Annotated in this window: 23 protein-coding genes; 11 read left to right on the top strand and 12 right to left on the bottom strand. The window is 41.8% G+C overall.

Annotated features, from left to right (window positions below):
- Positions 1-14: 14 nt before the first annotated feature.
- The 5 genes from C6344_RS12435 to C6344_RS12410 all read right to left on the bottom strand — a co-directional run bounded on the left by C6344_RS12435 (position 15) and on the right by C6344_RS12410 (position 4,139).
- Positions 15-362: a P-II family nitrogen regulator gene (locus C6344_RS12435; RefSeq protein ID WP_034660252.1), complete on the bottom strand. Its 348-nt coding sequence runs from the start codon at positions 360-362 to the stop codon at positions 15-17.
- Positions 363-380: 18 nt separating this feature from the next.
- Complete coding sequence (locus C6344_RS12430) at positions 381-1,589, bottom strand: ammonium transporter (protein WP_066031626.1); 1,209 nt, start codon at positions 1,587-1,589, stop codon at positions 381-383.
- Between the two features lie 193 nt (positions 1,590-1,782).
- Positions 1,783-2,523 (bottom strand): amino acid ABC transporter ATP-binding protein, encoded by a 741-nt coding sequence (locus C6344_RS12420; protein ID WP_066031627.1) that lies wholly within the window; start codon positions 2,521-2,523, stop codon positions 1,783-1,785.
- 10 nt (positions 2,524-2,533) lie between these two features.
- Positions 2,534-3,211, bottom strand: coding sequence for an amino acid ABC transporter permease (locus C6344_RS12415; protein WP_078061638.1), 678 nt, complete (start codon positions 3,209-3,211; stop codon positions 2,534-2,536).
- A 40-nt stretch (positions 3,212-3,251) separates the two neighbouring features.
- The gene (locus C6344_RS12410; RefSeq protein ID WP_066031628.1) at positions 3,252-4,139 is read right to left on the bottom strand and encodes a transporter substrate-binding domain-containing protein; all 888 of its coding nucleotides are present in this window, start codon (positions 4,137-4,139) and stop codon (positions 3,252-3,254) included.
- A gap of 177 nt (positions 4,140-4,316) precedes the next feature.
- On the opposite strand from C6344_RS12410, the gene C6344_RS12405 reads away from it, so the two are divergent.
- On the top strand, positions 4,317-5,705 hold the full coding sequence (locus tag C6344_RS12405) for an MFS transporter (protein WP_034660246.1): 1,389 nt from the start codon (positions 4,317-4,319) through the stop codon (positions 5,703-5,705).
- A 37-nt stretch (positions 5,706-5,742) separates the two neighbouring features.
- Here C6344_RS12405 and C6344_RS12400 read toward each other — a convergent pair whose 3' ends face one another.
- The 3 genes from C6344_RS12400 to C6344_RS12390 form a co-directional block, all read right to left on the bottom strand.
- The gene (locus C6344_RS12400; protein WP_034660243.1) at positions 5,743-6,342 is read right to left on the bottom strand and encodes an undecaprenyl-diphosphatase; all 600 of its coding nucleotides are present in this window, start codon (positions 6,340-6,342) and stop codon (positions 5,743-5,745) included.
- 104 nt (positions 6,343-6,446) lie between these two features.
- Positions 6,447-7,634, bottom strand: coding sequence for an MFS transporter (locus C6344_RS12395; protein WP_060597471.1), 1,188 nt, complete (start codon positions 7,632-7,634; stop codon positions 6,447-6,449).
- A gap of 15 nt (positions 7,635-7,649) precedes the next feature.
- On the bottom strand, positions 7,650-8,063 hold the full coding sequence (locus C6344_RS12390; protein WP_060597470.1) for a MarR family winged helix-turn-helix transcriptional regulator: 414 nt from the start codon (positions 8,061-8,063) through the stop codon (positions 7,650-7,652).
- Positions 8,064-8,402: 339 nt separating this feature from the next.
- Here C6344_RS12390 and spoIIID point away from each other — a divergent pair, with 339 nt between their 5' ends.
- From spoIIID to C6344_RS12370, 4 genes are all read left to right on the top strand, one after another.
- Complete coding sequence (spoIIID, locus tag C6344_RS12385) at positions 8,403-8,681, top strand: sporulation transcriptional regulator SpoIIID (protein ID WP_008343327.1); 279 nt, start codon at positions 8,403-8,405, stop codon at positions 8,679-8,681.
- Positions 8,682-8,865: 184 nt separating this feature from the next.
- Positions 8,866-9,867 carry a cell shape-determining protein Mbl gene (gene mbl, locus C6344_RS12380; protein ID WP_012011515.1) on the top strand — a complete coding sequence of 334 codons (1,002 nt, stop codon included), beginning with the start codon at positions 8,866-8,868 and terminating at the stop codon, positions 9,865-9,867.
- Between the two features lie 124 nt (positions 9,868-9,991).
- Positions 9,992-10,831: a flagellar hook-basal body protein gene (locus C6344_RS12375; RefSeq protein WP_003215293.1), complete on the top strand. Its 840-nt coding sequence runs from the start codon at positions 9,992-9,994 to the stop codon at positions 10,829-10,831.
- A gap of 30 nt (positions 10,832-10,861) precedes the next feature.
- On the top strand, positions 10,862-11,680 hold the full coding sequence (locus C6344_RS12370) for a flagellar hook-basal body protein (RefSeq protein ID WP_003215031.1): 819 nt from the start codon (positions 10,862-10,864) through the stop codon (positions 11,678-11,680).
- A 14-nt stretch (positions 11,681-11,694) separates the two neighbouring features.
- Here the strand turns inward: C6344_RS12370 and C6344_RS12365 are convergent, their stop codons facing one another.
- The gene (locus tag C6344_RS12365; protein ID WP_060597469.1) at positions 11,695-12,750 is read right to left on the bottom strand and encodes a tetratricopeptide repeat protein; all 1,056 of its coding nucleotides are present in this window, start codon (positions 12,748-12,750) and stop codon (positions 11,695-11,697) included.
- A 218-nt stretch (positions 12,751-12,968) separates the two neighbouring features.
- Here C6344_RS12365 and fabZ point away from each other — a divergent pair, with 218 nt between their 5' ends.
- Both fabZ and mscL read left to right on the top strand, forming a co-directional pair.
- Positions 12,969-13,403 carry a 3-hydroxyacyl-ACP dehydratase FabZ gene (gene fabZ / locus C6344_RS12360; protein ID WP_012011512.1) on the top strand — a complete coding sequence of 145 codons (435 nt, stop codon included), beginning with the start codon at positions 12,969-12,971 and terminating at the stop codon, positions 13,401-13,403.
- Positions 13,404-13,529: 126 nt separating this feature from the next.
- Positions 13,530-13,925 carry a large conductance mechanosensitive channel protein MscL gene (gene mscL, locus C6344_RS12355; protein ID WP_034660234.1) on the top strand — a complete coding sequence of 132 codons (396 nt, stop codon included), beginning with the start codon at positions 13,530-13,532 and terminating at the stop codon, positions 13,923-13,925.
- Positions 13,926-13,952: 27 nt separating this feature from the next.
- Here the strand turns inward: mscL and C6344_RS12350 are convergent, their stop codons facing one another.
- On the bottom strand, positions 13,953-14,363 hold the full coding sequence (locus tag C6344_RS12350; RefSeq protein ID WP_003215215.1) for a YwpF-like family protein: 411 nt from the start codon (positions 14,361-14,363) through the stop codon (positions 13,953-13,955).
- Between the two features lie 117 nt (positions 14,364-14,480).
- Here C6344_RS12350 and C6344_RS12345 point away from each other — a divergent pair, with 117 nt between their 5' ends.
- From C6344_RS12345 to ytvA, 3 genes are all read left to right on the top strand, one after another.
- On the top strand, positions 14,481-14,837 hold the full coding sequence (locus C6344_RS12345; protein WP_060597468.1) for a hypothetical protein: 357 nt from the start codon (positions 14,481-14,483) through the stop codon (positions 14,835-14,837).
- A gap of 401 nt (positions 14,838-15,238) precedes the next feature.
- Positions 15,239-16,099, top strand: coding sequence for a Cof-type HAD-IIB family hydrolase (locus C6344_RS12340; RefSeq protein WP_212039387.1), 861 nt, complete (start codon positions 15,239-15,241; stop codon positions 16,097-16,099).
- Between the two features lie 152 nt (positions 16,100-16,251).
- Positions 16,252-17,040 carry a YtvA family blue-light photoreceptor gene (ytvA, locus tag C6344_RS12335; protein ID WP_034660232.1) on the top strand — a complete coding sequence of 263 codons (789 nt, stop codon included), beginning with the start codon at positions 16,252-16,254 and terminating at the stop codon, positions 17,038-17,040.
- Positions 17,041-17,110: 70 nt separating this feature from the next.
- Here the strand turns inward: ytvA and C6344_RS12330 are convergent, their stop codons facing one another.
- Positions 17,111-19,888: a DEAD/DEAH box helicase gene (locus C6344_RS12330; RefSeq protein ID WP_060597466.1), complete on the bottom strand. Its 2,778-nt coding sequence runs from the start codon at positions 19,886-19,888 to the stop codon at positions 17,111-17,113.
- Positions 19,875-21,482, bottom strand: coding sequence for an SWIM zinc finger family protein (locus C6344_RS12325; RefSeq protein ID WP_060597465.1), 1,608 nt, complete (start codon positions 21,480-21,482; stop codon positions 19,875-19,877). The genes C6344_RS12330 and C6344_RS12325 overlap by 14 nt, the downstream gene beginning before the upstream one ends.
- Before the next feature lie 186 nt (positions 21,483-21,668).
- Between C6344_RS12325 and C6344_RS18875 the strand changes: the two genes are divergently transcribed.
- Positions 21,669-21,812 (top strand): YwzD family small protein, encoded by a 144-nt coding sequence (locus C6344_RS18875; protein ID WP_003214884.1) that lies wholly within the window; start codon positions 21,669-21,671, stop codon positions 21,810-21,812.
- Positions 21,813-21,858: the final 46 nt, after the last annotated feature.

The following is a 21,858-nucleotide window of genomic DNA, read 5'->3' as shown; positions in this document are numbered from 1 at the left end:
TGGCGGAGGATGGTTTATAGGGCGGCAGGTCCTTCTTCACCTGTCCGAATGTTGATTGTATTTTCTATCTCATATATAAAAATTTTCCCATCCCCTGGTTCGCCTGTACGAAGTACCTTTTGAGCTGTTTCTACGACCAGTTCGACAGGTACTTTGCTTAGGACGATTTCAATCTTTAATCGTTCGTACACATTGCTTTCCTTTTTGACGCCGCGGTATAGCTCTGTATGTCCCTTTTGTAGGCCGCAGCCGTGCACATTCGAAAAGGTAATTGAGGTGACACCAATCTTTCCAAGCTCCACCTTTAATGTTTCAAAATTGGCTGGACGTGTGACAATCTCCACTTTATACATTTTGCTCATCGAGACACCCCTTTTTCTTTAATCTTGATAGGCTTTTTCACCGTGCATGGTTAAATCAAGGCCCACTGATTCTTCTTCTTCGGTTGCACGAAGCTTGAAGAAGAGATTGACCACTTTGATGATCACGTATGTCACAACGGCTACAAAGGCGTAGGTGGCAACAATAGCGACTACTTGCTTCCAAAGTAAGCTGGCATCTCCGTAAAATAAGCCATTGGCTCCGCCGTCATTGACAGAGGTTGTTGCGAAAAGTCCAGTTGCAATACCTCCCCAAGTCCCGCCAATTCCGTGAAGCCCGAATGCATCCAGTGCATCATCATAGCCAAATTTGGCTTTGAGTGAGAAGACTCCCCAGAAACACACGATCCCGCCGATGATTCCGATGATAATAGAAGCAAATGGGGTGACAAAACCTGCGGCAGGTGTAATCGCGACAAGACCTGCGATGGCTCCAGAAATCGCGCCGAGCATGGTCGGCTTTTTGTTGATCATCCACTCGACTAACAGCCAGCCGATGATTCCTGCAGCAGCAGCTGTATTAGTGTTAATAAAGGCATACATCGCGACACTGTCTAATGTAAGGGCACTTCCAACGTTAAAGCCAAACCATCCAAACCAAATGACAGCTCCGCCAAGAAGGGTGTAGATCAAATTATGAGGAGAAGAGTTTGCTGCTTCTTTACGCTTCCCGAGCACAATCGCCACGACTAGACCCGCAACACCAGATGAAATGTGAACCACGTTTCCTCCAGCGAAGTCAAGTGCACCCATTTCGCCAATCCAACCGCCGCCCCATACCCAGTGTGCGACTGGCGCGTATACAAATGTGACCCAAAGGAGTGTAAACACGACGACCGCTGAGTAGCGAATTCGTTCAGCAAAGGCACCTGAGATGATGGCTGTTGTTAAGACGGCAAAGGTCATTTGGAACATCATGAACAATGAATGTGGAATGGTCTCACTGTAGGAACCAGGTTCAAAGCCAACGCCTTTTAGTCCAATCCAGTCTAAGCCTCCGATCCATGCATTGCCTGGCGCAAAAGCCAAGGAATAGCCAAACATGATCCATACGATGGAGACGATTGCTAGTGAAGTTAAGCTGTGCATGGTTGTGCTTAAGACGTTTTTACTTCTCACGAGTCCTCCGTAGAATAAGGCTAAACCCGGTGTCATTAACCACACGAGTAGTGCGCAGAAGAACATAAATACTGTATCACCCATTTGCATGCTGCATTCCCCCTGAATCATTCAGAATTAATTGATTTCTTAATTCTTCATTATAGAGAGAAAAGTCATATATAACATAACCGTGTAAGTTAATCTTACATAGTTTTTGGTTATATTCAATATAAATGGATGAAAAGTTCGTAAAAAAAGAGAAAAAACGTGCATTGAGCACCAAAGATAAAGGGCGTTTGACCTATAAAATGGAGCTGAGAAACAGCTTGGTTCGTTCCTCTTGAGGAGAATCGAACAATTCTGATGGGATGCCTTCTTCGACGATGCGGCCTTCGTGCATATAGACGACACGATCGGCGACTTCTTTCGCAAAGCCCATTTCATGTGTGACAATGACCATCGTCATGCCTTCTTTTGCGAGACTTTTCATTGTTTGCAGTACCTCGCCTACAAGCTCTGGATCGAGGGCCGACGTAGGTTCGTCAAATAACATGACATCTGGCTTCATGGCGAGAGCTCTTGCAATGGCCACACGCTGCTTTTGACCACCTGATAATTTAGAAGGATATACGTTGGCCTTATCCGCAAGTCCGACCTTTTCCAACAGGACGTTGGCTTCTGATACAGCTTGAGCCTTTTTTGTTTTTCTCACCATGACAGGCGCTTCGATGATGTTTTCAAGCACAGTTTTATGCGGGAAGAGATTAAAATGCTGAAACACCATGCCTATTTTTTGCCTCATCTCGTTTAATTGATCTCGTTTTGGATGTACTGGATTCCCATCAATGATGATCTGGCCATCATTTTTTATTTCTAAAAAGTTCATACAGCGGAGCAGGGTGCTTTTTCCAGAGCCACTGGCACCAATTAAGACGACCACATCATTTTCAAAAACGGTGAGATCGATATCCTTTAAAACATGCAGCTCTCCGAAGTATTTATTGAGTTTTTCAACACGAATGAGTTCCTTTGATTCTGTCATGCTTCTCCTCCTAATGGTCACTGACCGATAGTTTCTTCTCAAAGGTTTGGACAGCGAATGTTAACAGCAGGACAAGAACTAAGTAATAGACGGCTACAACAAGTAAATAGGTCATATTGTCAAAGCTGTTGGAGCCTTGGGTCGTGGCGACGTTAAATAGTTCATTGACGCTGATAAAGGCGGCGAGTGATGAATCTTTTAAGCCGATAATGAACTGGTTGCCAAGAGGGGGGAGTGCGCGCCGCATTGCTTGCGGGAGAATGATGCGTCTCATTGTTAGGAAACGTCCCATGCCAAGAGAGCGTCCTGCCTCTTTTTGCCCCTGATCGATCGATTGGATGGCGCCTCTGAATATTTCTGCTATATATGCTCCATTATGAAAGGCGAGCGCAATGGAAGCAGCCCAGAAGTCGGGGATATTTAATTCGGTCAGTCCAAAATATAGGATGAAAATTTGAACAATCAGTGGTGTTCCGCGTACAAGGAAGATATAGGCGTTGGCGATATAACCGAAGACAGCCACGCGTGATATTTTCAATAAAGCAAAGAAGAGTCCGATGAACATGCCGATGAAGATGCTGATCACAGTGAGCTGTAAGGTGAGCAGCATTCCTTCTAAAAAAATACCTCTAGAATCAATCAGCGTCTGAAAAAAATGTGATAGAGTAGGCAAAACAATCATCTCCATTTGAAGAAAGTGCGCCTAAGAAAGGCGCACAATCGTGGTTTTAATTTTGTTTGACCGTGATGTCTTCGTCAAAGTATTTCTCGCTAATTTGTCTTAATGTTCCGTCTTTTTTTAGTGCGTCAATCGCATCGTTGATCTCTTCTATGAGCTGTTTATTTTCTTTTGATACAGCGATTGCCTGCTCGCTTTGTCCGAGTCTTTCCTGCGCTTCGATTTTTAATTTTTTCTTCATGGCTTCTGCACCTGTGGCGAAATCCGTCACGACTGCATCGTGTTTTCCGTTGGCCAGTGCTTCTAAAGCGACTACATCACTGTCGTAATATTTTGGTTCCTGCCCGCTATGTTCCTTTGCAATATCAGCGTAGGACGAGCCTTTTGATACAGCGATTTCTTTGTCTTTTAAGTCATCAGCATGTTGAATGTCTGCTCCAGGTCTTGTGAAAATTTGCGGACCAGAGTAGTAATAGGGCTTAGATAAAAGGACGTGTTTTTTTCGTTCCTCATTGATGGTATGACTTGCAACTGCCGCATCAAATTTTCCTGCTTTCACACCTTCGACGATGCCTGCGAATTTATATTTTTTCTGTATAGGCTCGAGGCCTAGTTTGTCACTAATCGCATTGCCTACATCGATATCAAAGCCTGACATCTGATTTCCATCCATGTAACTAAACGGGTGAAATTCACCTGATGCTGCAAATATAAATTTTCCATCCTCCAAAATTGGCGACCCTTTCGCTGTAGAATTACGTTTATCTCCGTTCCCATTTGTTTCATTTGAACCACACGAAGACAGAAGTAATACTGCAACCGAGAAAAGGGCTGGGACCCAAAACCGTCTTTTTTTAATAATAAGCTTCTCCTCCTTTTCAGCCGTTCTCCATATAAGGAGAAAGTAGGCTTTTAAATATGTGTAGCATCTTACCATTTGTTCCTCATATTCTCAATTTTATATGTGTTTTTCCAACACTCGCCCTTTTTAAAATGTATGTCTTGCTTTTCCGAGAGAGAACTTGAATTGATTAGGGTAAAAAAGGGAAATGAATCTCATAATAACGGAAGGATTGGCAAAAAACATGCCAGATCACAAAAAGGGGGTCGGTGTATGAACAAGTGGAGAGACAGCCGAAAGGTTTTTTTAACTGCTATTGCCTTTGGAACGATGTTAAATCCACTGAATTCCTCGATGATTTCTTTGGCCTTGCATCAAATTCAGCATGAATTCGGTTTGTCATTTACGACTGTATCTTGGCTTATTTCGTCTTTTTATTTAGCAAGTGCGGTGACGCAGCCGGTGAGCGGCCGGATTGGGGATCATGTGATGAGCCGGAGAACATTATTTTTATTCGGGCTAGGTCTTGTGGCGGTGTCAGCCATCTGTGCGCCGTTTGCCCCAACGTTTGCAGTGCTGATTGTGATCCGGCTGCTGCAGGCGATTGGGAGCAGTGCCATTTATCCTTCTGGTGTCGGACTCATTCGGGATCATATTCAGGAAAAGCAGGCTTCGGCGTTAGCGGTATTGTCCATTTTTGCTTCGGCGATGACGGCACTTGGACCGACGCTTGGCGGCTTTTTGATGACAATCGGCGGCTGGCCGGCTATCTTTTTAGTGAACCTGCCTTTTATTTTGATCAGCTTCTTTCTTGGACTAACTTTGTTTCCAAAGGAGCAGAAAAAGAGAAAGCTTCGTATAGGTGAAACGGTACGGAAGCTCGATTTGCCAGGGATGCTTCTTTTTACAGTTTGTATTGTCCTTCTGCTTTCGTTTTTATTATCACTAGGTGATGGGATTCAATATGTACAGGGGATTCTTTGTCTCGTGAGTGCAGGCGCTTTTATCTGGTGGGAGTATCAGGTGGATGAACCGTTTATTCAAATTCGAATGTTCAGACAGGAGCAGCGGCTGTCACTTGTGTATGTGCAATTTATCATTTTAAATATATTTTTCTATTGTCTTTTCTTTGGTTTGCCGAGCTATTTCCAGGATGAATTAGGCTGGCGTGTGGAAATGACGGGTCTTTTTATGCTGTGCATGTCTGGGGTGAGCATCATTGTGTCGCCGCTAACAGGAAAGTGGGTGGATCGCGGGGATGAACGTCATCCAGTATTAGCCAGTGCGGTATTGATGCTGGCTGGAGCGTCTGCGATGACCTTCTTTTTTATTCCGGCACCATTATGGGGAAAAGGGGTGGTTCTAGCGCTGCTTGGACTGAGTTACGGGATTGGGAATGTTGCGCTGCAAGCTGCGATGCTCAAGGCAAGTCCTCAGCATATGATTGGCACGTCCTCTGGGCTTTTTCAAACATGCCGTTACCTTGGTTCCATTCTGTCGTCTGCTGTCCTCGGTATGCTGTTTGGGGATGAAATTGCTGGTCCTCATTTTGAGCAGTTAGGCTGGACGTTGATCATGATTTCCCTTACCGGCATCGGTGTCAGTCTTTATTTTTCGAACAAGGTCAGAGGAGGACAGCCAATAAAAAAAGCGGCGCGATAAGTGGAAGAAGATTCTTCATCACATTATCGCAAGCCGCTTAAGAGTTAGACAGGTCAGAGCCCTGATCCTTTTGCTTCCTTCTGAATATTTTCCCTACAATTGTCTCATAGAAAGTGACAATGCGGTCAATTGGAGAGTCAAAGAACTTCCATAATTTATTCATGATAAAGACAACCACGATCGATACGACTAAGCTGCCTAAGACATCTAATGGATAATGGTGACCGACCCAGATGCGGGAGAATCCTGTGAGTAATCCAAAGACGAGCAAGATGTTGCCAAGCTTTTTATTACGAGATCGAATGGCAAGTGAAAGAGCCAGTGCACCTGTTGTATGGTCACTTGGGAAGGAAGCGTCTGCTGAGTGCGGAATGAGTGTGTCGACTTTATGCGCCACAAACGGCCGCTCCTCATAATGAAACAGTGTAATCGCAAAATTGACGATAAGTGCCGCGATACCCGTTACACCCGAAAAGAAGACATGCTTCTTAAATTTGTGATTACCTAAAAACCAGCAAATCAATAAGACAAGGGCATACACAAGAATGGCCTTTTTCGTAATGAAAATCATGGCCTGATCTAAAAACTCAGAATGATGAGCCATCCCGTGTATGACTTTAAACAATTCGTAATTCAAAACATCACCTATACCTTCGCTTAATGCCAACTATTTTTCAAATAATCGTCTATTTGAAATATCCTATATTTTAGCATGTTTCCGATGAAGTTTAAAATAGTATCCTATTCTGATAGGGAGACCTTCTGTGCTTTTGCTTCTTGGGGCTTTCGTTCGCTCCAATAAAAAACAATCATACTGAGCAAGACAACAATACCTGCAATGAGATATACATTTGAAAAGTCGGTGAAGCTGACAAGAAGACCAAATACAAATGAGCCAGCAGCAATCCCCGTATCATATAAAGTGAAGAAAGTAGCCGTCGCATAGCCTGTACGGTGAGCTGGTGAGTGCTGAATGGCAAGTGTTTGTAAACATGGTACTAGCGATCCATAGCCAAGTCCAATGACACCACCTGATAAAAGAAGCATTGTAGCTGAATGTGTAGCTGTCAGCATCCATAAACCAATCGCAAAAAGAGCGATCGAAGGATAGATCACAATGTGAGGTCCTACTCGGTCAAAAAGTCTGCCTGTAAAAGGACGTGATCCAAGCATGGCTGCCGCAAACACAATAAAGAAATAACTGCTTGCCCCCATCAAGTGAAGGGAATTGGCATAGACTGAAATAAATGAAATGATCGGCGAATAACAGAAGGAAATAATGATGCCGACTGCCGCTGTTTTTAATGCACCTTTTTCAAACAGGTGGGAAAAAGTAAATCGAAAGACGACACTACCCCCATCTTCAAGCTCTGGCTGCCTGATCAGCATCGTAAAAGCGGCACCGATGGTAACGATAATGGAAAAGAGAAGGAATAAGGAATGGAATCCTACTTTTCCTACTTGATTCAATGCAATAAATGGACCGATAACCACAGCAAGGTTCATGGACATGACAAAGTAGCCGAGTCCTTCCCCGCGTTTATGTTTCGGGATCATATCTGCCGCAATGGCACTGGCTACTGTCGTCAAAATGCTAAAAAAGATGCCCTGCACGAAACGCAGCATGAGAAGCGTATGGAATTGATCAATCGGAATGTATAAATAAGTGAGTAAGGCAAATGCCGTTGACGAGAAAATCGCCATCCGTTTTTTGCCGAATTTCTCAATAATGGCTCCAGAAAACGGTCTTGTCACAATAGCAGACAATAAGAAAACCGTCACAAGAAGGCCACCCTGTGATTCTGTTCCATTTAGTTCATCCATTGTGTAAATAGGCAGCAAGGTCAAAAGGGCATAAAAAGAGGTGAACGTAAATAAATTCACCAGGACAATCATGATAAAGTCTCTTGTCCAAATGCGTTCGTTCATGATGTATGTCACTTCCTATTCAGTTGATAATTTGTGTAAAAGTGTATGGAGGAGTTGTTTTTCTTCGTGGGTGAAATCTGAAAGACATTCTTCTTCAAATTGTTCCATCGTACGTTTGATTTCTTCAAATCGGGCCTTAGCATCATCTGTCATCACGATCAGATTTTCACGTTTGTCTTTTCCTTGTACACGTTTCACCCAGCCATTAGCTTCTAGACGGGTTACGGTTCGGGTAATGGTTGGGGCTTCGACGTTCAAATATGTCCAAATGTCTTTTTGGGTTTTCGGGCCGAATGTATCCAAACAAAAAAGTACAGTCCATTGGGACATGTACAAGTCATAAGCAACAAGCGCTTCGTTCGCCTTTTTAGACAGCAACCTGGCGCTTTGGTGTATTTGATGTAAACACTCTCTATTTAACGTATCCATATGCTCACCTTTTTTTAAATATTTAGCTAGGTAAATAAAATCACCTTTCCTATTTTACGTGCTCGACCCATTCTTGTAAAGTGAAAATTTTCGCCACTCGAAATGATTGCATTTTCTGATAAATCCCTTGTCCCATCTTCATTTTTAGCATATTCCCTATGCAATGCTAATACACTGTTACAAACCTGACAAAGAGAGTGTTTGAGGTGAGGGATCGTGTTTGGCATTTACTACCTAATGGATGAGAAATTAAGACGAACAAGCGCCCCTGAAAATGGATAATATTGATACGGATCTCATTTCACACTTCTCACATCCATTTTAGGGAGGTCGAGTGGTGTGCACGATTACATCAAAGAGCGAACAATCAAGATAGGAAAGTATATCGTGGAGACAAAGAAAACCGTTCGTGTAATTGCGAAAGAATTTGGAGTCTCTAAAAGTACTGTACACAAGGATCTAACAGAAAGACTGCCAGAAATTAATCCAGATCTGGCTAATGAAGTGAAGGAGATACTGGATTATCATAAATCAATCCGCCACTTGCGAGGAGGAGAAGCCACTAAATTAAAGTATAAAAAAGAAGAAATTTTAGAAGGCGAGCCTGTGAAACAGTAAGCTTAGTTCTTTGTTCATAAACATGACATATATATCTTCCTCATATCGGTAGTTTCTAACCACAAATTTTGTAAAGACTTTTGTAAAGAAATATCTTTTTTTCTGCAAATTATGATAGAATATATAATTAGGGCAGAATGTGGTATTTGCTATGGAAACAGATTTTCAAGGAGGATATATATAGATGTTTGCTAGGGATATTGGAATTGATCTTGGTACTGCCAATGTACTGATTCATGTCAAAGGAAAAGGAATTGTGTTAAATGAACCATCTGTTGTAGCTCTTGACAAAAACAGCGGGAAAGTTTTGGCTGTTGGAGAAGAGGCTAGACGTATGGTTGGACGTACGCCTGGGAATATTGTTGCGATTCGTCCATTAAAAGATGGCGTAATCGCTGATTTTGAAGTAACTGAAGCGATGCTCAAGCATTTTATTAATTCATTAAATGTGAAAGGGCTGTTCTCTAAGCCGCGTATGCTCATCTGCTGCCCGACAAACATTACATCTGTTGAGCAGAAGGCGATCAAAGAAGCTGCTGAAAAAAGCGGCGGTAAGCATGTATTTCTTGAAGAAGAGCCAAAAGTAGCAGCTATTGGTGCTGGTATGGATATTTTTCAGCCAAGTGGAAACATGGTCGTAGATATTGGAGGCGGAACGACAGATATCGCTGTCATCTCAATGGGTGACATTGTAACCGCCTCTTCTATTAAAATGGCTGGAGACAAATTTGATCTGGAAATTCTCAACTACATTAAAAAAGAGTACAAGCTGTTGATCGGTGAACGCACGGCTGAGGATATTAAGATCCAAGTTGCAACGGTATTCCCAGACGCACGTCACGAAGAGATTTCAATTCGTGGACGAGACATGGTGACAGGATTACCAAGAACGATTACCGTCACAAGCAAAGAAGTAGAAGAAGCATTGCGTGAATCTGTATCTGCGATTGTTCAGGCTGCGAAGCAAGTTCTTGAGAGAACACCGCCTGAATTATCAGCTGATATTATTGATCGCGGCGTCATCATTACAGGTGGCGGAGCTCTTCTAAACGGGCTTGATCAATTGCTTGCAGAAGAGCTGAAAGTACCAGTTTTCGTTGCCGAGAATCCGATGGATTGTGTAGCTGTTGGTACTGGCGTCATGCTTGATAATATGGACAAGCTGCCAAAGCGTAAACTCAGCTAATGATGTCCCTCATTCTTTTTCGAAAGAATGGGGGATTTTTATTAAAGAACCCTGCAAATATGCCGATATATTTCATAGAAGATTGTGTTTAGGTCATGTGAAAGAATTTTAATGAGGTGAGCACGTGTTAAAAGGACTATACACCGCAACATCTGCCATGATCGCTCAAGAGCGGCGGACAGAAATGCTTTCAAATAATATCGCAAATGCGAATACGCCAGGATATAAAGCGGATGAGGGGACCATGCGGGCATTTCCAGAAATGCTGCTAAGCCGAATGGAGTCAGGACGTTTTCAAACTTCCTCAGGAAAAGGTTTTAGTGTTCCGCAGCAAACGCCGATTGGCGGCATTAATACGGGAACATATATGCAGGAACTAATCCCTCAATTTACACAAGGAACTTTAAAAACAACAGATCAAACAACGGATGTAGCACTAGTCGAAAATAATGTGCCGATCAATCCGGAGACCAATCAGAAATCAGCGCTCTTTTATGCGGTCAATACCCCAGAAGGCGTTCGTTATACGAAAAGCAGCTCAATTACAATGAACGCACAAAATCAGTTGACTATCAATGGGCGTGCCCTTCTTTCTGTGACAGGTCAGCCAATCACGGTTCAGAGTGAGAATTTCAAAGTGAACGCAGATGGAACTGTGAGTGAAAATGGACAAAATCTCGGGCAAATTGATGTACGTGTTGCGATGGATACAAGGAACTTAGCGAGAGAAGGAAATGATTTATACCGTACAGCTGATAACCAGCCCCTGCCAAGCGCAGTCAATAACGGTCAAATGTCCTATACGTTAAGTCAAGGTGTATCGGAGCTGTCGAACGTGGATGTGACAAAATCATATACAGAAATGACAACCGCCTATCGAGCATTTGAAACAAACCAAAAAGTGGTTCAGGCGTATGATAAAAGCTTAGAAAAAGCAGTAAATGAAATTGGCAGAGTGTACTAATCAAGAAATGACAAAGAAAGGAGGATTCTCATGCTTAGAACGATGATCAATGCAGCTGTATCAATGAACGAAGTGCAAAAGCAGCTTGATATTATCAGTAATAACATCGCGAACAGTGAAACAACAGGGTACCGTGCGAAAAATACCCGTTTCTCAGAGCTGATCAGACAACAGTTCAACCAGGTGGATGAAAAAAATGCGCAGGTGGCAAACAGTCGTCTGACACCTGATGGACTAAGGCTTGGTACGGGTACGATGGTCAATGCGTCCATTAACTCGCTGCAAGGCTCGATTAAAGAAACAGGCCGTGATCTTGATGTTGCATTTGGAGCGCCATCTCAGTATATGCAGGTCAATGTCGGCGGTAATATCCGTTATACAAGAGATGGTTCTCTTTACTTACAGCCAGGCAATAATCGTAATCAAGTGCAGCTTGTCACTAGCGAAGGCCATCCGATTCTTGATGAAAACGGAAATGAAATCGTCTTAAATGCGAATTTCCGTGATATTTCAATTGATAAAAATGGACGTCTGACAGCCATTTCAAGAGATAATCAACCGAATCAGCAAGTGAATCTAGGTGTTGTACAAGTCAATAACTCTTCAGCACTTGTCTCTGAAGGAGATAATTTGTTCTCAGTTGACGGTACTTATCAAGGTGCATTAACGGCACTAAATGGAGCAAACCGCCAAGCGATTCAACTTCAGCAAGGTGCACTTGAAACGTCGAATGTGGACATGTCTAAAGAATTAACAGATCTCATGACAACACAGCGCTCCTATCAGATGAACTCAAGAACGATTACGATGGGTGATCAGATGCTTGGATTAGTGAATACAATTCGATAATGAGCAGGTTGACATCAGCCTCTCATGATAAAAAAGGCGGCTCGCTCAAAGTCGCCCTTTTTTTTATAAAAATCTGAGACATCGGCAAGCAGATCCTCAAGATCAATCCAAGCTTCTTTTCGTTCAAGACATGTGACGAGCCTTGCGATCTGCTCATCTGCCTTTGGCGTTTGGCTGTAGAGAAGAAATAAGATTTGGAACTTGATTCTTAAAATATCAAACTGAGAAACAACGGCTTCTTTTAATCCTTTTTGAATATACTTCATTCCTTCATCGGTTAAATTTTCTTTATAACAAGAACGCACCGTTTCGTAGAGGCACGATATATAGGAGTGTGCGGACTTCCGGTATGCTGGGAGACGAAGTGCTTTTTTAAAGTATTCCAGCGCTTTCTTGTGACGATTTTGTCTCGACTGAATAAAGCCAGCGTCATAATAAACGATACCGAGCAATTCTTGATCATCAATGATTTTCACGTATTCGATGATCTCAATAAAAATAGCTTCTGCTTCCTCATATTTTTTTTGATCGCTATAATTAAGGCCGAGCACAATTTTACAACGATAGAGGCTATGATCATCCCCATGCTTTGCAAAGATATCCATGGCTTTTTGAACATGACGAATTGATAACAACGAATAGCGGTTGTTATAATAAACACCACTTGTTCGGAAATGGAACTCTGCTTCCTCCAGCTCATCGTTAAGGAATGACAGGCGTTCTTCCGCCTTTTCGAGATAGTAGATCGCATCATTTTGATCGCTGTTTAAAGCTTCGTAGAGCCCTAGAAAGAAGTAAAAGTAATAGGCCAGTTCTTCGTTCATATCATCTTTGTGCTGCATCAGTTCATGTTTGATTTTTTCTAGGTCCTCTGTCTGATTCATCCAGAGCTGATGGCGAAAAAGCATCAGCTGATAATGTAAATAGAGTTCCTGTTTTTTTGATATTTTACGTTTATGCTTTAATAGAGTTGTTTTGATTTCTTCAGCCTTCGAAAAATGTCGATGCTTCAGCATTGTATACCACGAATGGAGAAGTTTTTTAATGGATTTATCACTCATAAAATTCATTTTTACCCTCTTATTCAATCAATGATGTAATATATATTACCATATTTGTGAAAAAACAATGAGTGTAGTGTGGATTATATTTGATGACAATAGGTAATGATATATTCTATTTTTTACCATATATGCAGAGCGGACGTTGAAAAATACGAGCATTCATAATATACTTCTATAGGAATCAAATGAAGATCATCGATATAGAAAAAAGGAGAGATCAAGATATGCTTGATGCTCAGCAAATTCAAGACATTATTCCACACCGTTATCCATTCTTATTGGTCGACCGTATTTTAGAGGTTGAGGGAGAGAAAAGAGCGGTTGGGATTAAAAATGTCACAGTGAACGAAGAATTTTTTAATGGTCATTTCCCAGGATACCCAGTCATGCCGGGTGTGCTTATTGTAGAAGCACTTGCACAGGTGTTTGGGGTGATTATGTTAGGTAAAGAAGAAAACAAAGGGAAAATTGGTTTGTTTGCAGGAATTGACGGCTGCCGTTTCAAAAGACAGGTGAAGCCTGGCGATCAGCTTCGTTTAGAGGTAGAAGTGACGCGTCTCCGAGGTCCGGTTGCAAAAGGAAAAGCAGTAGCTACAGTAGATGGCGAAGTTGCATGTGAAGCAGAACTAACATTTTCTATCGGTCCTAAAGTATCATGATTTGCCTGGCGGTTCATCAAGGATGAATCGCTTTTTATATGGAAACGACCAGCCTGAACGGATCAGGACTTGCATTTTTGACAAAAAAACGTCATATTAGACAAAAAAAGATGAAGGTGATAAAAGATGCTGAAAGAATTTAGAGAATTTGCAGTCAAGGGAAATGTCATTGACTTGGCTGTAGGTGTCATCATTGGGGGAGCATTTGGCAAAATTGTCACTTCTCTTGTGAATGATTTGATCATGCCGCTCGTCGGTATTATTATTGGGGGACATGATTTTAGCAGTCTATCTATTAAGATCGGATCTGCTCAAATTTTATATGGGAGCTTCATTCAAACAGTGATTGATTTCTTGATTATCTCGTTTTCCATTTTTATCTTTATTCGTTATTTGAATAAATTAAAACGGAAAAAGGTAGAGGAAGAAGAGGTTGTAGAAACGCCGGATCAAACGGAAGTTTTACTAACTGAAATTAGAGATCTATTGAAAAATCAAAGCCAATCGAAAGATGTGCAATAGAAAAAGAGCGGCTAATCCCGCTCTTTTTTATGTGTTTTGTTTAAATGCATCCAGCAGTTTTTCTCCGGAAAGCCCCTCTTTGACGAGGTCTTTTAGTACTTCTTCGGTTTCTGTTCTGTAACGGTTTGTAATCATTTTACCATCGAGCAGCACAGAAATGTTTTCTTCTAAAGCAACAATGTTTTTGACTTGGACAGATAGATGAACAGGGCGGTTGTTTTCTTTTGTGATTGTCACAAGAATCTTCACTTCAGTGTGCTGTTGAAAAAGCACCTCAAACACCTGTCTATGTTTCTTTGGAATGAGTGCCTCGATCATCCAGTGATTTTCACCATCTTCTTTATTAATGATTAAACCGTCACGAAGGGGAATGCTGGACATTTTATCTTGCTTTGGATCAAGTTCGATTTTTAAATCAATCAGCCTAAAGGTTTTCATATTTATCACCTCACAAGCGTTCATTATTCGTAAGTATTATTATAGCATACAACATCTTTATAAATGAAACCGCTGCCTGCTTAGAACGAGCTGCATATGAGTGAAAGGAGATGTTTTATGGAGTCCTATCAATTGCGAAACATACATATTGGCGAGGAGAAGGCAAAGAGCACAATGCGCGTTTATTCGTGGGGAGACATTCTTTCATTTTGTGATGTGTACATGGAAGAAGGCGAGTCACTCACGTTTCAATACGTCACCGAGGATCAAATGGACTGCTTTGAATTTCAATTGTCAATTCATGACGGACAGCTTTGTTTTTATTGGTTTGCGTGGGACGGTGCTGATTATATTCACATGCCTTCTAGTAATTGGATTCATTCAGACGTTTTTTATCAATTTATGAAAAATAAGTTTTTCATCAAACAAAACAAGATGATGTTTTATACTCAAGCGGTAAAAAACAGAAATTAAAGAGGAAATAGAGAATTTGAGAGATCATTTTGTCATTTTCATGTTTTGTCACATACGACCTTTCTCAGTAGACTAAGGGCAGTTGAAAGGAAAGGAGGTACGGTTTGAAACAAAAGGTAACGTCTAGCATCTGACAGCCCCCCTCTAGCTAAAGCTGATAGACGCTGCCTTGTGCATAAGAACACTGCGTAATAGAACTATAGCTTCTTTGTATAGGTCATGTGTCCCCTGTAAATCCCCTTGTGTGTATCCGGTCATGTAGCGTGGCCGGGTACCCTTTTATTCACTGATAAACCGATCACCTCTTGCAAATAGTGGATACTCATTTCATAATGATGATGGATTTTATCAGCAGTATGATAGCCGAAAATGGAGACAAAAAGGAGAGAACGATGACAAACATTCAATTGATCGCAACGGATTTAGACGGAACTTTATTGAACAGTGAACACAAAGTGAGTCGGGAAAATGAGCAGGCATTAAAGGAAGCAGCGGCGAATGGAATGGAAGTTGTCGTTTCAACAGGAAGAGCGTATTTTGATGTGAGGTCTATTTTTGATCAGCTTGGTATGAATACATGGGTGATTAGTGCCAATGGAGCTGTGATTCATGATCCGGCTGGACAAGTGTACCATTCAGCTATTTTACACGAAGAAAAGGCCAAACATATATTGTCATGGCTTGAAGAACGTGACTATTATTATGAAGTTTTTACAAACGAAGCCATTTTCACACCGAATCGCGGCAGAGAGCTTCTTGCGATTGAAATGGACCGCTTAAAAAGTGCTAATCCAAAAACGGATCGAAATATTTTAAAACAAGCGGCAGAAGTTCAATACAGTCAGTCAGGTTTTTCTTATATTGATACATATAAAGAATTGTTCCGTGAGGATCGAAAGCTTTCATTCTACAATATCTTAGGTTTCTCTTTCTTTGAAGACAGATTGAAGGCAGGATGGGATATGTTTGGTGATGATTCAGATGTCACAATGGTTAGTTCAGCCGATCATAACTTTGAAATTGGTTCAAAGGAAGCATCTAAAGGGCAGGCATTAACAAGGCTGGCAGAACGACTTGGTATTCCTTTAAGCCAGACAGCGGCTGTAGGAGACAGTTTAAATGACGAATCGATGCTTCTAGCAGCTGGTGTTGGGGTTGCGATGGGCAATGCGAGACAGGATATGAAGGAAATCGCTGATCATGTCACGTTAACAAATGATGAACATGGTGTGGCGCATATGATTCGACACCTTTTGAAATAGATGAATCGGATGTCGTTGTATAAATCACATAGGATAAAGCGCATTCTACAAAAGAGGAATTCAGAACTACTTCTATTTACACCTGATGTGGAACATCATATAATTTAATTATGAACATAACCCGCTTGTAAGAAATTAAGGAGAGTAAACGAATGGCGCTGGAATCTTATAAGTCCGAAAATCTGCATTTAATCAAGGAAGCCTTAGATTATACTCAGGTTGGCCTGACGGTGACGGACCCGTCTTTACCTGATAATCCTTTAATATATGTGAACAAGGGCTTTTTAGATATGACAGGCTATCAAGAACCCGAGGTATTGGGGAAAAATTGTCGTTTCCTTCAAGGAAATGAAACCGAGCAAATCGCTCTCAATCAAATTAGAACAGCTATTGAGAACAAAGAAGCTGTCACTGTTCAGCTGAAAAATTATAAAAAATCTGGACAGATGTTTTGGAATGAGCTAAGTGTGGCTCCTCTTTGGATTGACGAAAATGAAGGAAAACGTCTTTATTTCGTTGGTCTGCAAAAAGATGTCACGAAAGAGAAGGAACAGCAGGAGCTTCTTGAGCAATCGATTGATGAAGTGCTGAATATTTCTGTTCCAATTGTTCCTGTGAAAGATGGTATTTCTGTGTTACCGATCATTGGTACGTTAACAGCGCCAAGATTTCATAAAATTATCTCAACAGTCTCCACCTATATCTCTCAATCCAAGGACGATTATTTTATTGTCGATCTGTCTGGTTTATTAGAAGTGGATTCATTTGTGGCAGATGCAATTTTTAAGCTGAACGATTTAATTTTAATGACTGGTACTGAACTCATTGTGACAGGAATTAAACCGAATCTTGCGATGAAAATGGGAGAAATGAGAGAGGACTTCCGTGAATTGAATACGTATATGAACGTGAAATCTGCATTGAAAAAGCTGCACATTTAACCTATGTTCATATGAAATGAAAAAAGAGGACTTTTCATCATGTTTGAGAAAAGTCCTCTTTTTGCTGGGATTAAGATGATTGAGCGGCCGCACTTAATGTGAATAAATCTTCTAGTTCGTTCGTCGATAGCTCAGTAATCCAACTTTCACTTTGGATAATTTGATCATTTAACGTTTGTTTTGTTTCGAGCATTTGATCGATTTTTTCCTCAATCGTGCCCGTTGTGATCATCTTATGGACGTGAACAAATCGTTTTTGTCCGATCCGATAAGCACGGTCTGTCGCTTGGTTTTCCACAGCAGGATTCCACCATCTGTCGTAGTGAATGACATGGTTTGCGGCAGTTAGGTTAAGTCCTGTTCCTCCTGCTTTTAAAGAGAGAATTAAGATGTTGAATTCTTTCTTCTGGAAGCGATCCACCATTTTATCCCGCTCCTGTTTTGACAGACTGCCATTTAAAAATTGAACTGGTTCTCCAAACATCTTTTCCGCCAGCTGCTTGATCATGTTCCCCATTCCAATATACTGCGTAAAGATGAGGCAGCTTTCTCCTTGCTCATGTATTGCTTTTAACAGCTCTGCGAGTTTATCCATTTTTAATGAACGTTTCAGCAGTTTCACATCTGTTCCACTCTCTTTTAAATAGAGAGCCGGGTGATCGCAAATCTGTTTGAGTCTGCCGAGCATACTTAAAATAATGGCTTTCCGCTGCATTCCTGTTAACGAAGCCATGTGTTCGAATGTATCCTTCACGAGCTGTTCATATAAAGAAGCCTGCTCAGCGGATAGCGGAATGAATTCTTTTTCTTCGAGTTTCTCAGGCAGGTTCAGGGCGACCTCTTCATCTTGCTTTGTTCTTCTTAATAGGAAGGGCTTTATCAGCTGCTGCAGCTGTTCAATTCTTTTTTCATCACGGTCTTTTTCAATCGGCAGGACGAACTTCTTATGAAAGCTCGTCAGGCTGCCGAGATATCCTTTGTTGACGAAGTCGAAAATGGACCAAAGCTCTGTCAAACGGTTTTCCATAGGTGTCCCGCTAAGGGCAATGTGATGCTGCCCTTTGAGCTGTCTGATCGCTCTCGATTGTTTCGTATGGGCGTTTTTGATGTTTTGGGCTTCGTCTAAACAAATCGTATCCCACTTTGCTGACGTTAATTCATCACGATCAGAATGTGAGAGTCCATAAGACGTCAGGACAATATCTGTTGACTCGTATGCCTTTGTAAAGTGTTCCCCTTGAGGGCGCGATGGCCCGTAATGCAGAGCGACATTCAAATGTGGTGCGAAGGTTTCAAGCTCTCGCTGCCAGTTTCCTAAAACAGAGGTCGGCGCAATGATGAGAGATGGAGCGGCATTTTGCTTCTGCTCTTTCAGATATGTGAAATACGCAATCATTTGAATCGTTTTTCCAAGGCCCATATCATCTGCTAAACAAGCCCCGAATCCATGAGATCTTAAAAATAACAGCCAGTTGACACCATGCTGCTGATACGGCCTTAGTGTGCCTTTGAAGGACTCACTCATTTCGTAGGAAGGCAGCTCATGCGTATCATTTAACTGATGGACAAGTCCTCTTAATTGAGACGAAAGTTCAAATTGAATATGTGCAAATGCTGAGCTGTCTAGCAGTTCTGGTATCGATTCAGAGGATGCTTCTTGATCTGCCAGCTCGCGTGACAAAATATCAGACATGTGCAGCCCTTCATTTTCGGCGCGCTCCATCCATTTTTTCATTTGCTGGATGAAGGTTGGATCGATTTTGATCCATTGCCCTCGAATGTTGACAAGGCGCCGTTTACTTTGGACAAGCTCGTTGAACTCATCTTCTGTCAGCTCGATGCCGTTTGTAGCAAAGCGCCAATTAAAGTCCATCAAGGCATCCATTCCGACATGCGACTCGCCTCGCGGGGTAGAGGAAATCCTTGCTTTTAGCATCATGGTGCTTTCTTTGACGATTTGCCACCACGATGGGAGCAGGATCTCAATGCCCATATTCACAAGTGTTTCACTTGCTTCAGACAGGAAGAGCCATGCTTCGTCTTCTGACATGAGCGTGGTGCCAGATGTGAAAGAGAGCCAAGGTACAATTTGACTGAATCGCTCCAGCTCTCTTGAGATTTTATCTTGATACGGATGCCAAGACCTTTTCAATGAACGGATACCCTCAAAAAAGTGAAGGTCGCTGTTTTTCTTATCACGCAAAAACAATTCGATTTTCCAATCATCTCCGTCGAAATCCGGTTCATTTAAGCGCAAGCCGACAGTGAAAGGCGTCTCGTCATCAATCCAGCCAATCGTCTCCAAGAAATCCTGCTCATCTAAAAAGTGTCCTTGGAAGGATGAGAGCGCAGGCGATTGTGCTGTCATGCGGTTCCATTTGTGCTGCAAGGCATCATCATATTGAATGTAATCCTGTACGGCAAAGGAGAACCAATTAGCCGTATAGCCATCTAATAGTCCTTCTTTGTCTTTAAACCGAAGCACACCTTCTGTCCACGCCTCGTAATCGGGAACGAAATCTTCGTCCTCGATGAATTCGTAAATGGTGGAGGCTGTCTTCATCAGTGGTTCCGTTTCATCCGTTAATGTCACATGACTAAAGGTATTAAATGAATTTTTTCCTAGTAATTCAACGGTCATCCAAGGGCTTAACAGGAAGGCAGGTGTGCCAATAAAGCTCACATCTTCTAAAAATGTTCCGTAAAAAGACGATTCGTGCCATTGGAAAAGCTGCCTCTTCATTTCATTAAGTGGAACAGGGTGTCCGTCCTCTGCTTGCGCTGAAATGGTGAAAGAGAAATCTTCTGTTTGTTCTGCATGAATGACAATTTGTTTATGGCGTGTCATCAATTAATTTTCCTTTCTTCATTTCCTCTTGGAACGCACGCAGCCGTTTCGTTGAATCCTGCAGCTGCTTGACATATCTTTCCCAAATCGCGGTTTTTTTCGTTTTATGATAAAGCGTGCGTAGTTTTTTTAGCATTTTCACAGATTCTCGATAAGCACTTCGATTCTTTTGATCGAGAAGCAGTGAGATTTCACGGTGGTACGATGGAATGAGCGCTTCAGGCTCCTCTTTTGCAATTTGTTTGATCAGATCCTTCTCCAGTTCACTGATGGAGAAACCAACAAGGCTGTGAATCTCAATCCATTCTGCATAACGCTGCTGTGCATATAATAGCTGACTATATTCAGTAAACGCATAGGGCATGCAGATTTGGAGGTAGCGTTCATATAAATGATGATCCTTCGTCTGCTTAAAGTATGCGTCTAAATAAAAGAAGAAATCACTGACGGCTCCTCGCAGTTCTCTATAGGAAAGGTCGAGCTGGCAATATTCCTCTAAAATATAGGTGATCTCATGATACCAGAGCTTGAGCCGCTTCCAGTCCTTGCGGTTTGTGAGATCCTTCAGCCAATTGAGCACATTTGGCAGCATATCTGCATTGAGCAGCTGTAATTGCTGAAAGAGGCTTTCGTCTTCTTTCTGTAAATAATCCATGTGCATCAGCCCGATGGTACGTTCAACCGTTTGTTCTTGCTGCTGAGCGTTCTTCAGTAATTCTGTTTCTTTTTTAACCCATTTCCCTCTATTTAATATGGTCCCCCAAATCTCCATAAAGACCGCTACTCGTTCATGCTGGAAAGGTCCGTTTATTTGAAGAAGTGCCCGAACGGCAGTTGGTGTGTTTTCAAGAAACGGATCGAGGGAAAAGGAAAGGGCGTATGTCTTCAAGTGATCCACTGAATCGAAAATGGTGTTCATGAGCTGTTCTACATATGGATTCATGGAATAAAAATCCTTCTCGGCATCAAGCCGGTCGAGGTCGATCAATTGATGAATCCTTAACCACACATCGATTGAGGTATGAATCGCATACAAACTCTTGAATTCAGGTGAATGAGGTGCGTGTTTTTTTAGGATTGATAAATAGCCGTAATACAAATGCTGCGGTGTTTGCTGGTGCTTTGGTGTCCGTTTCAGCCAGAGGTTAAATTCCTCTTGGAAAAAATTCAGCCAGCTTTGGAGTGATTGTTCGTCTGGGCGCTTCACTTGGAAGTGCTGGCGAATCAATTCTTTGCTGCGTTGTAATTCATCCTTTTCTGACCAATTTTCTGTAAATCCGGTCACACTCTCTACTTGAGCGTATAGCGAAAAGAAGACAGCGAGAATGTGTTTACAAAGTCCATCCGCCGGACATGAGCAGCTGCTTCTCACAGGAAACAGCACATGAAGGTGGACTCTTGCTGCCACGACATCATGTACATAAGCTGACCATTCCGTATCAGATTCTTGCTTGAGACGATATACACTGTCCTGTCTATAAGTAATCAATGCTTTTTTGATGAGTTGTTTGTTTTCATCTGTTGCAGGAAGAAGTTCTTTGAGCTGTTCGGCTGTTTGTTTGATTTCTTCTTCGTTGATGTTGTGCTGAAGCATTTGATCCGCTCCTAACCAAGTAAAAGATTCCAATTCTTTTATTATAGCTCAATGGTGATTTATAAAAAAGTTTTTCATGAAAATGGTCATAAATTTCAAAAGCTGTCGAATGATGTATTAGAGTATTGCATAAACCAACCATACAGCATATAATAATGAAATTAGTGGAATCGAAAGGATACAGACATGGACAATAAGGGTTTAAATCAAGAAGAGTTTTTAAAAATTTTGATGTACGCTCATGATATTGGTGAGAATTCAAATGATGTCACCACAAAAGAAATGCTTGAAAATCTGATTGCTCATATTCGAAATGGTCTTGTTTCATAAAAGTGACCCCCTGCTAGTGATGGCAGGGGGTTTTTGTATGCTTTTA

It is taken from the genome of Bacillus sp. GBSW19, from assembly GCF_002998655.1.
In the GTDB taxonomy this organism is placed as follows: Bacteria; Bacillota; Bacilli; order Bacillales; family Bacillaceae; genus Bacillus.
Note: the sequence above shows the minus strand (reverse complement) of the source record. Positions and strands in the feature narration are given on the sequence as shown.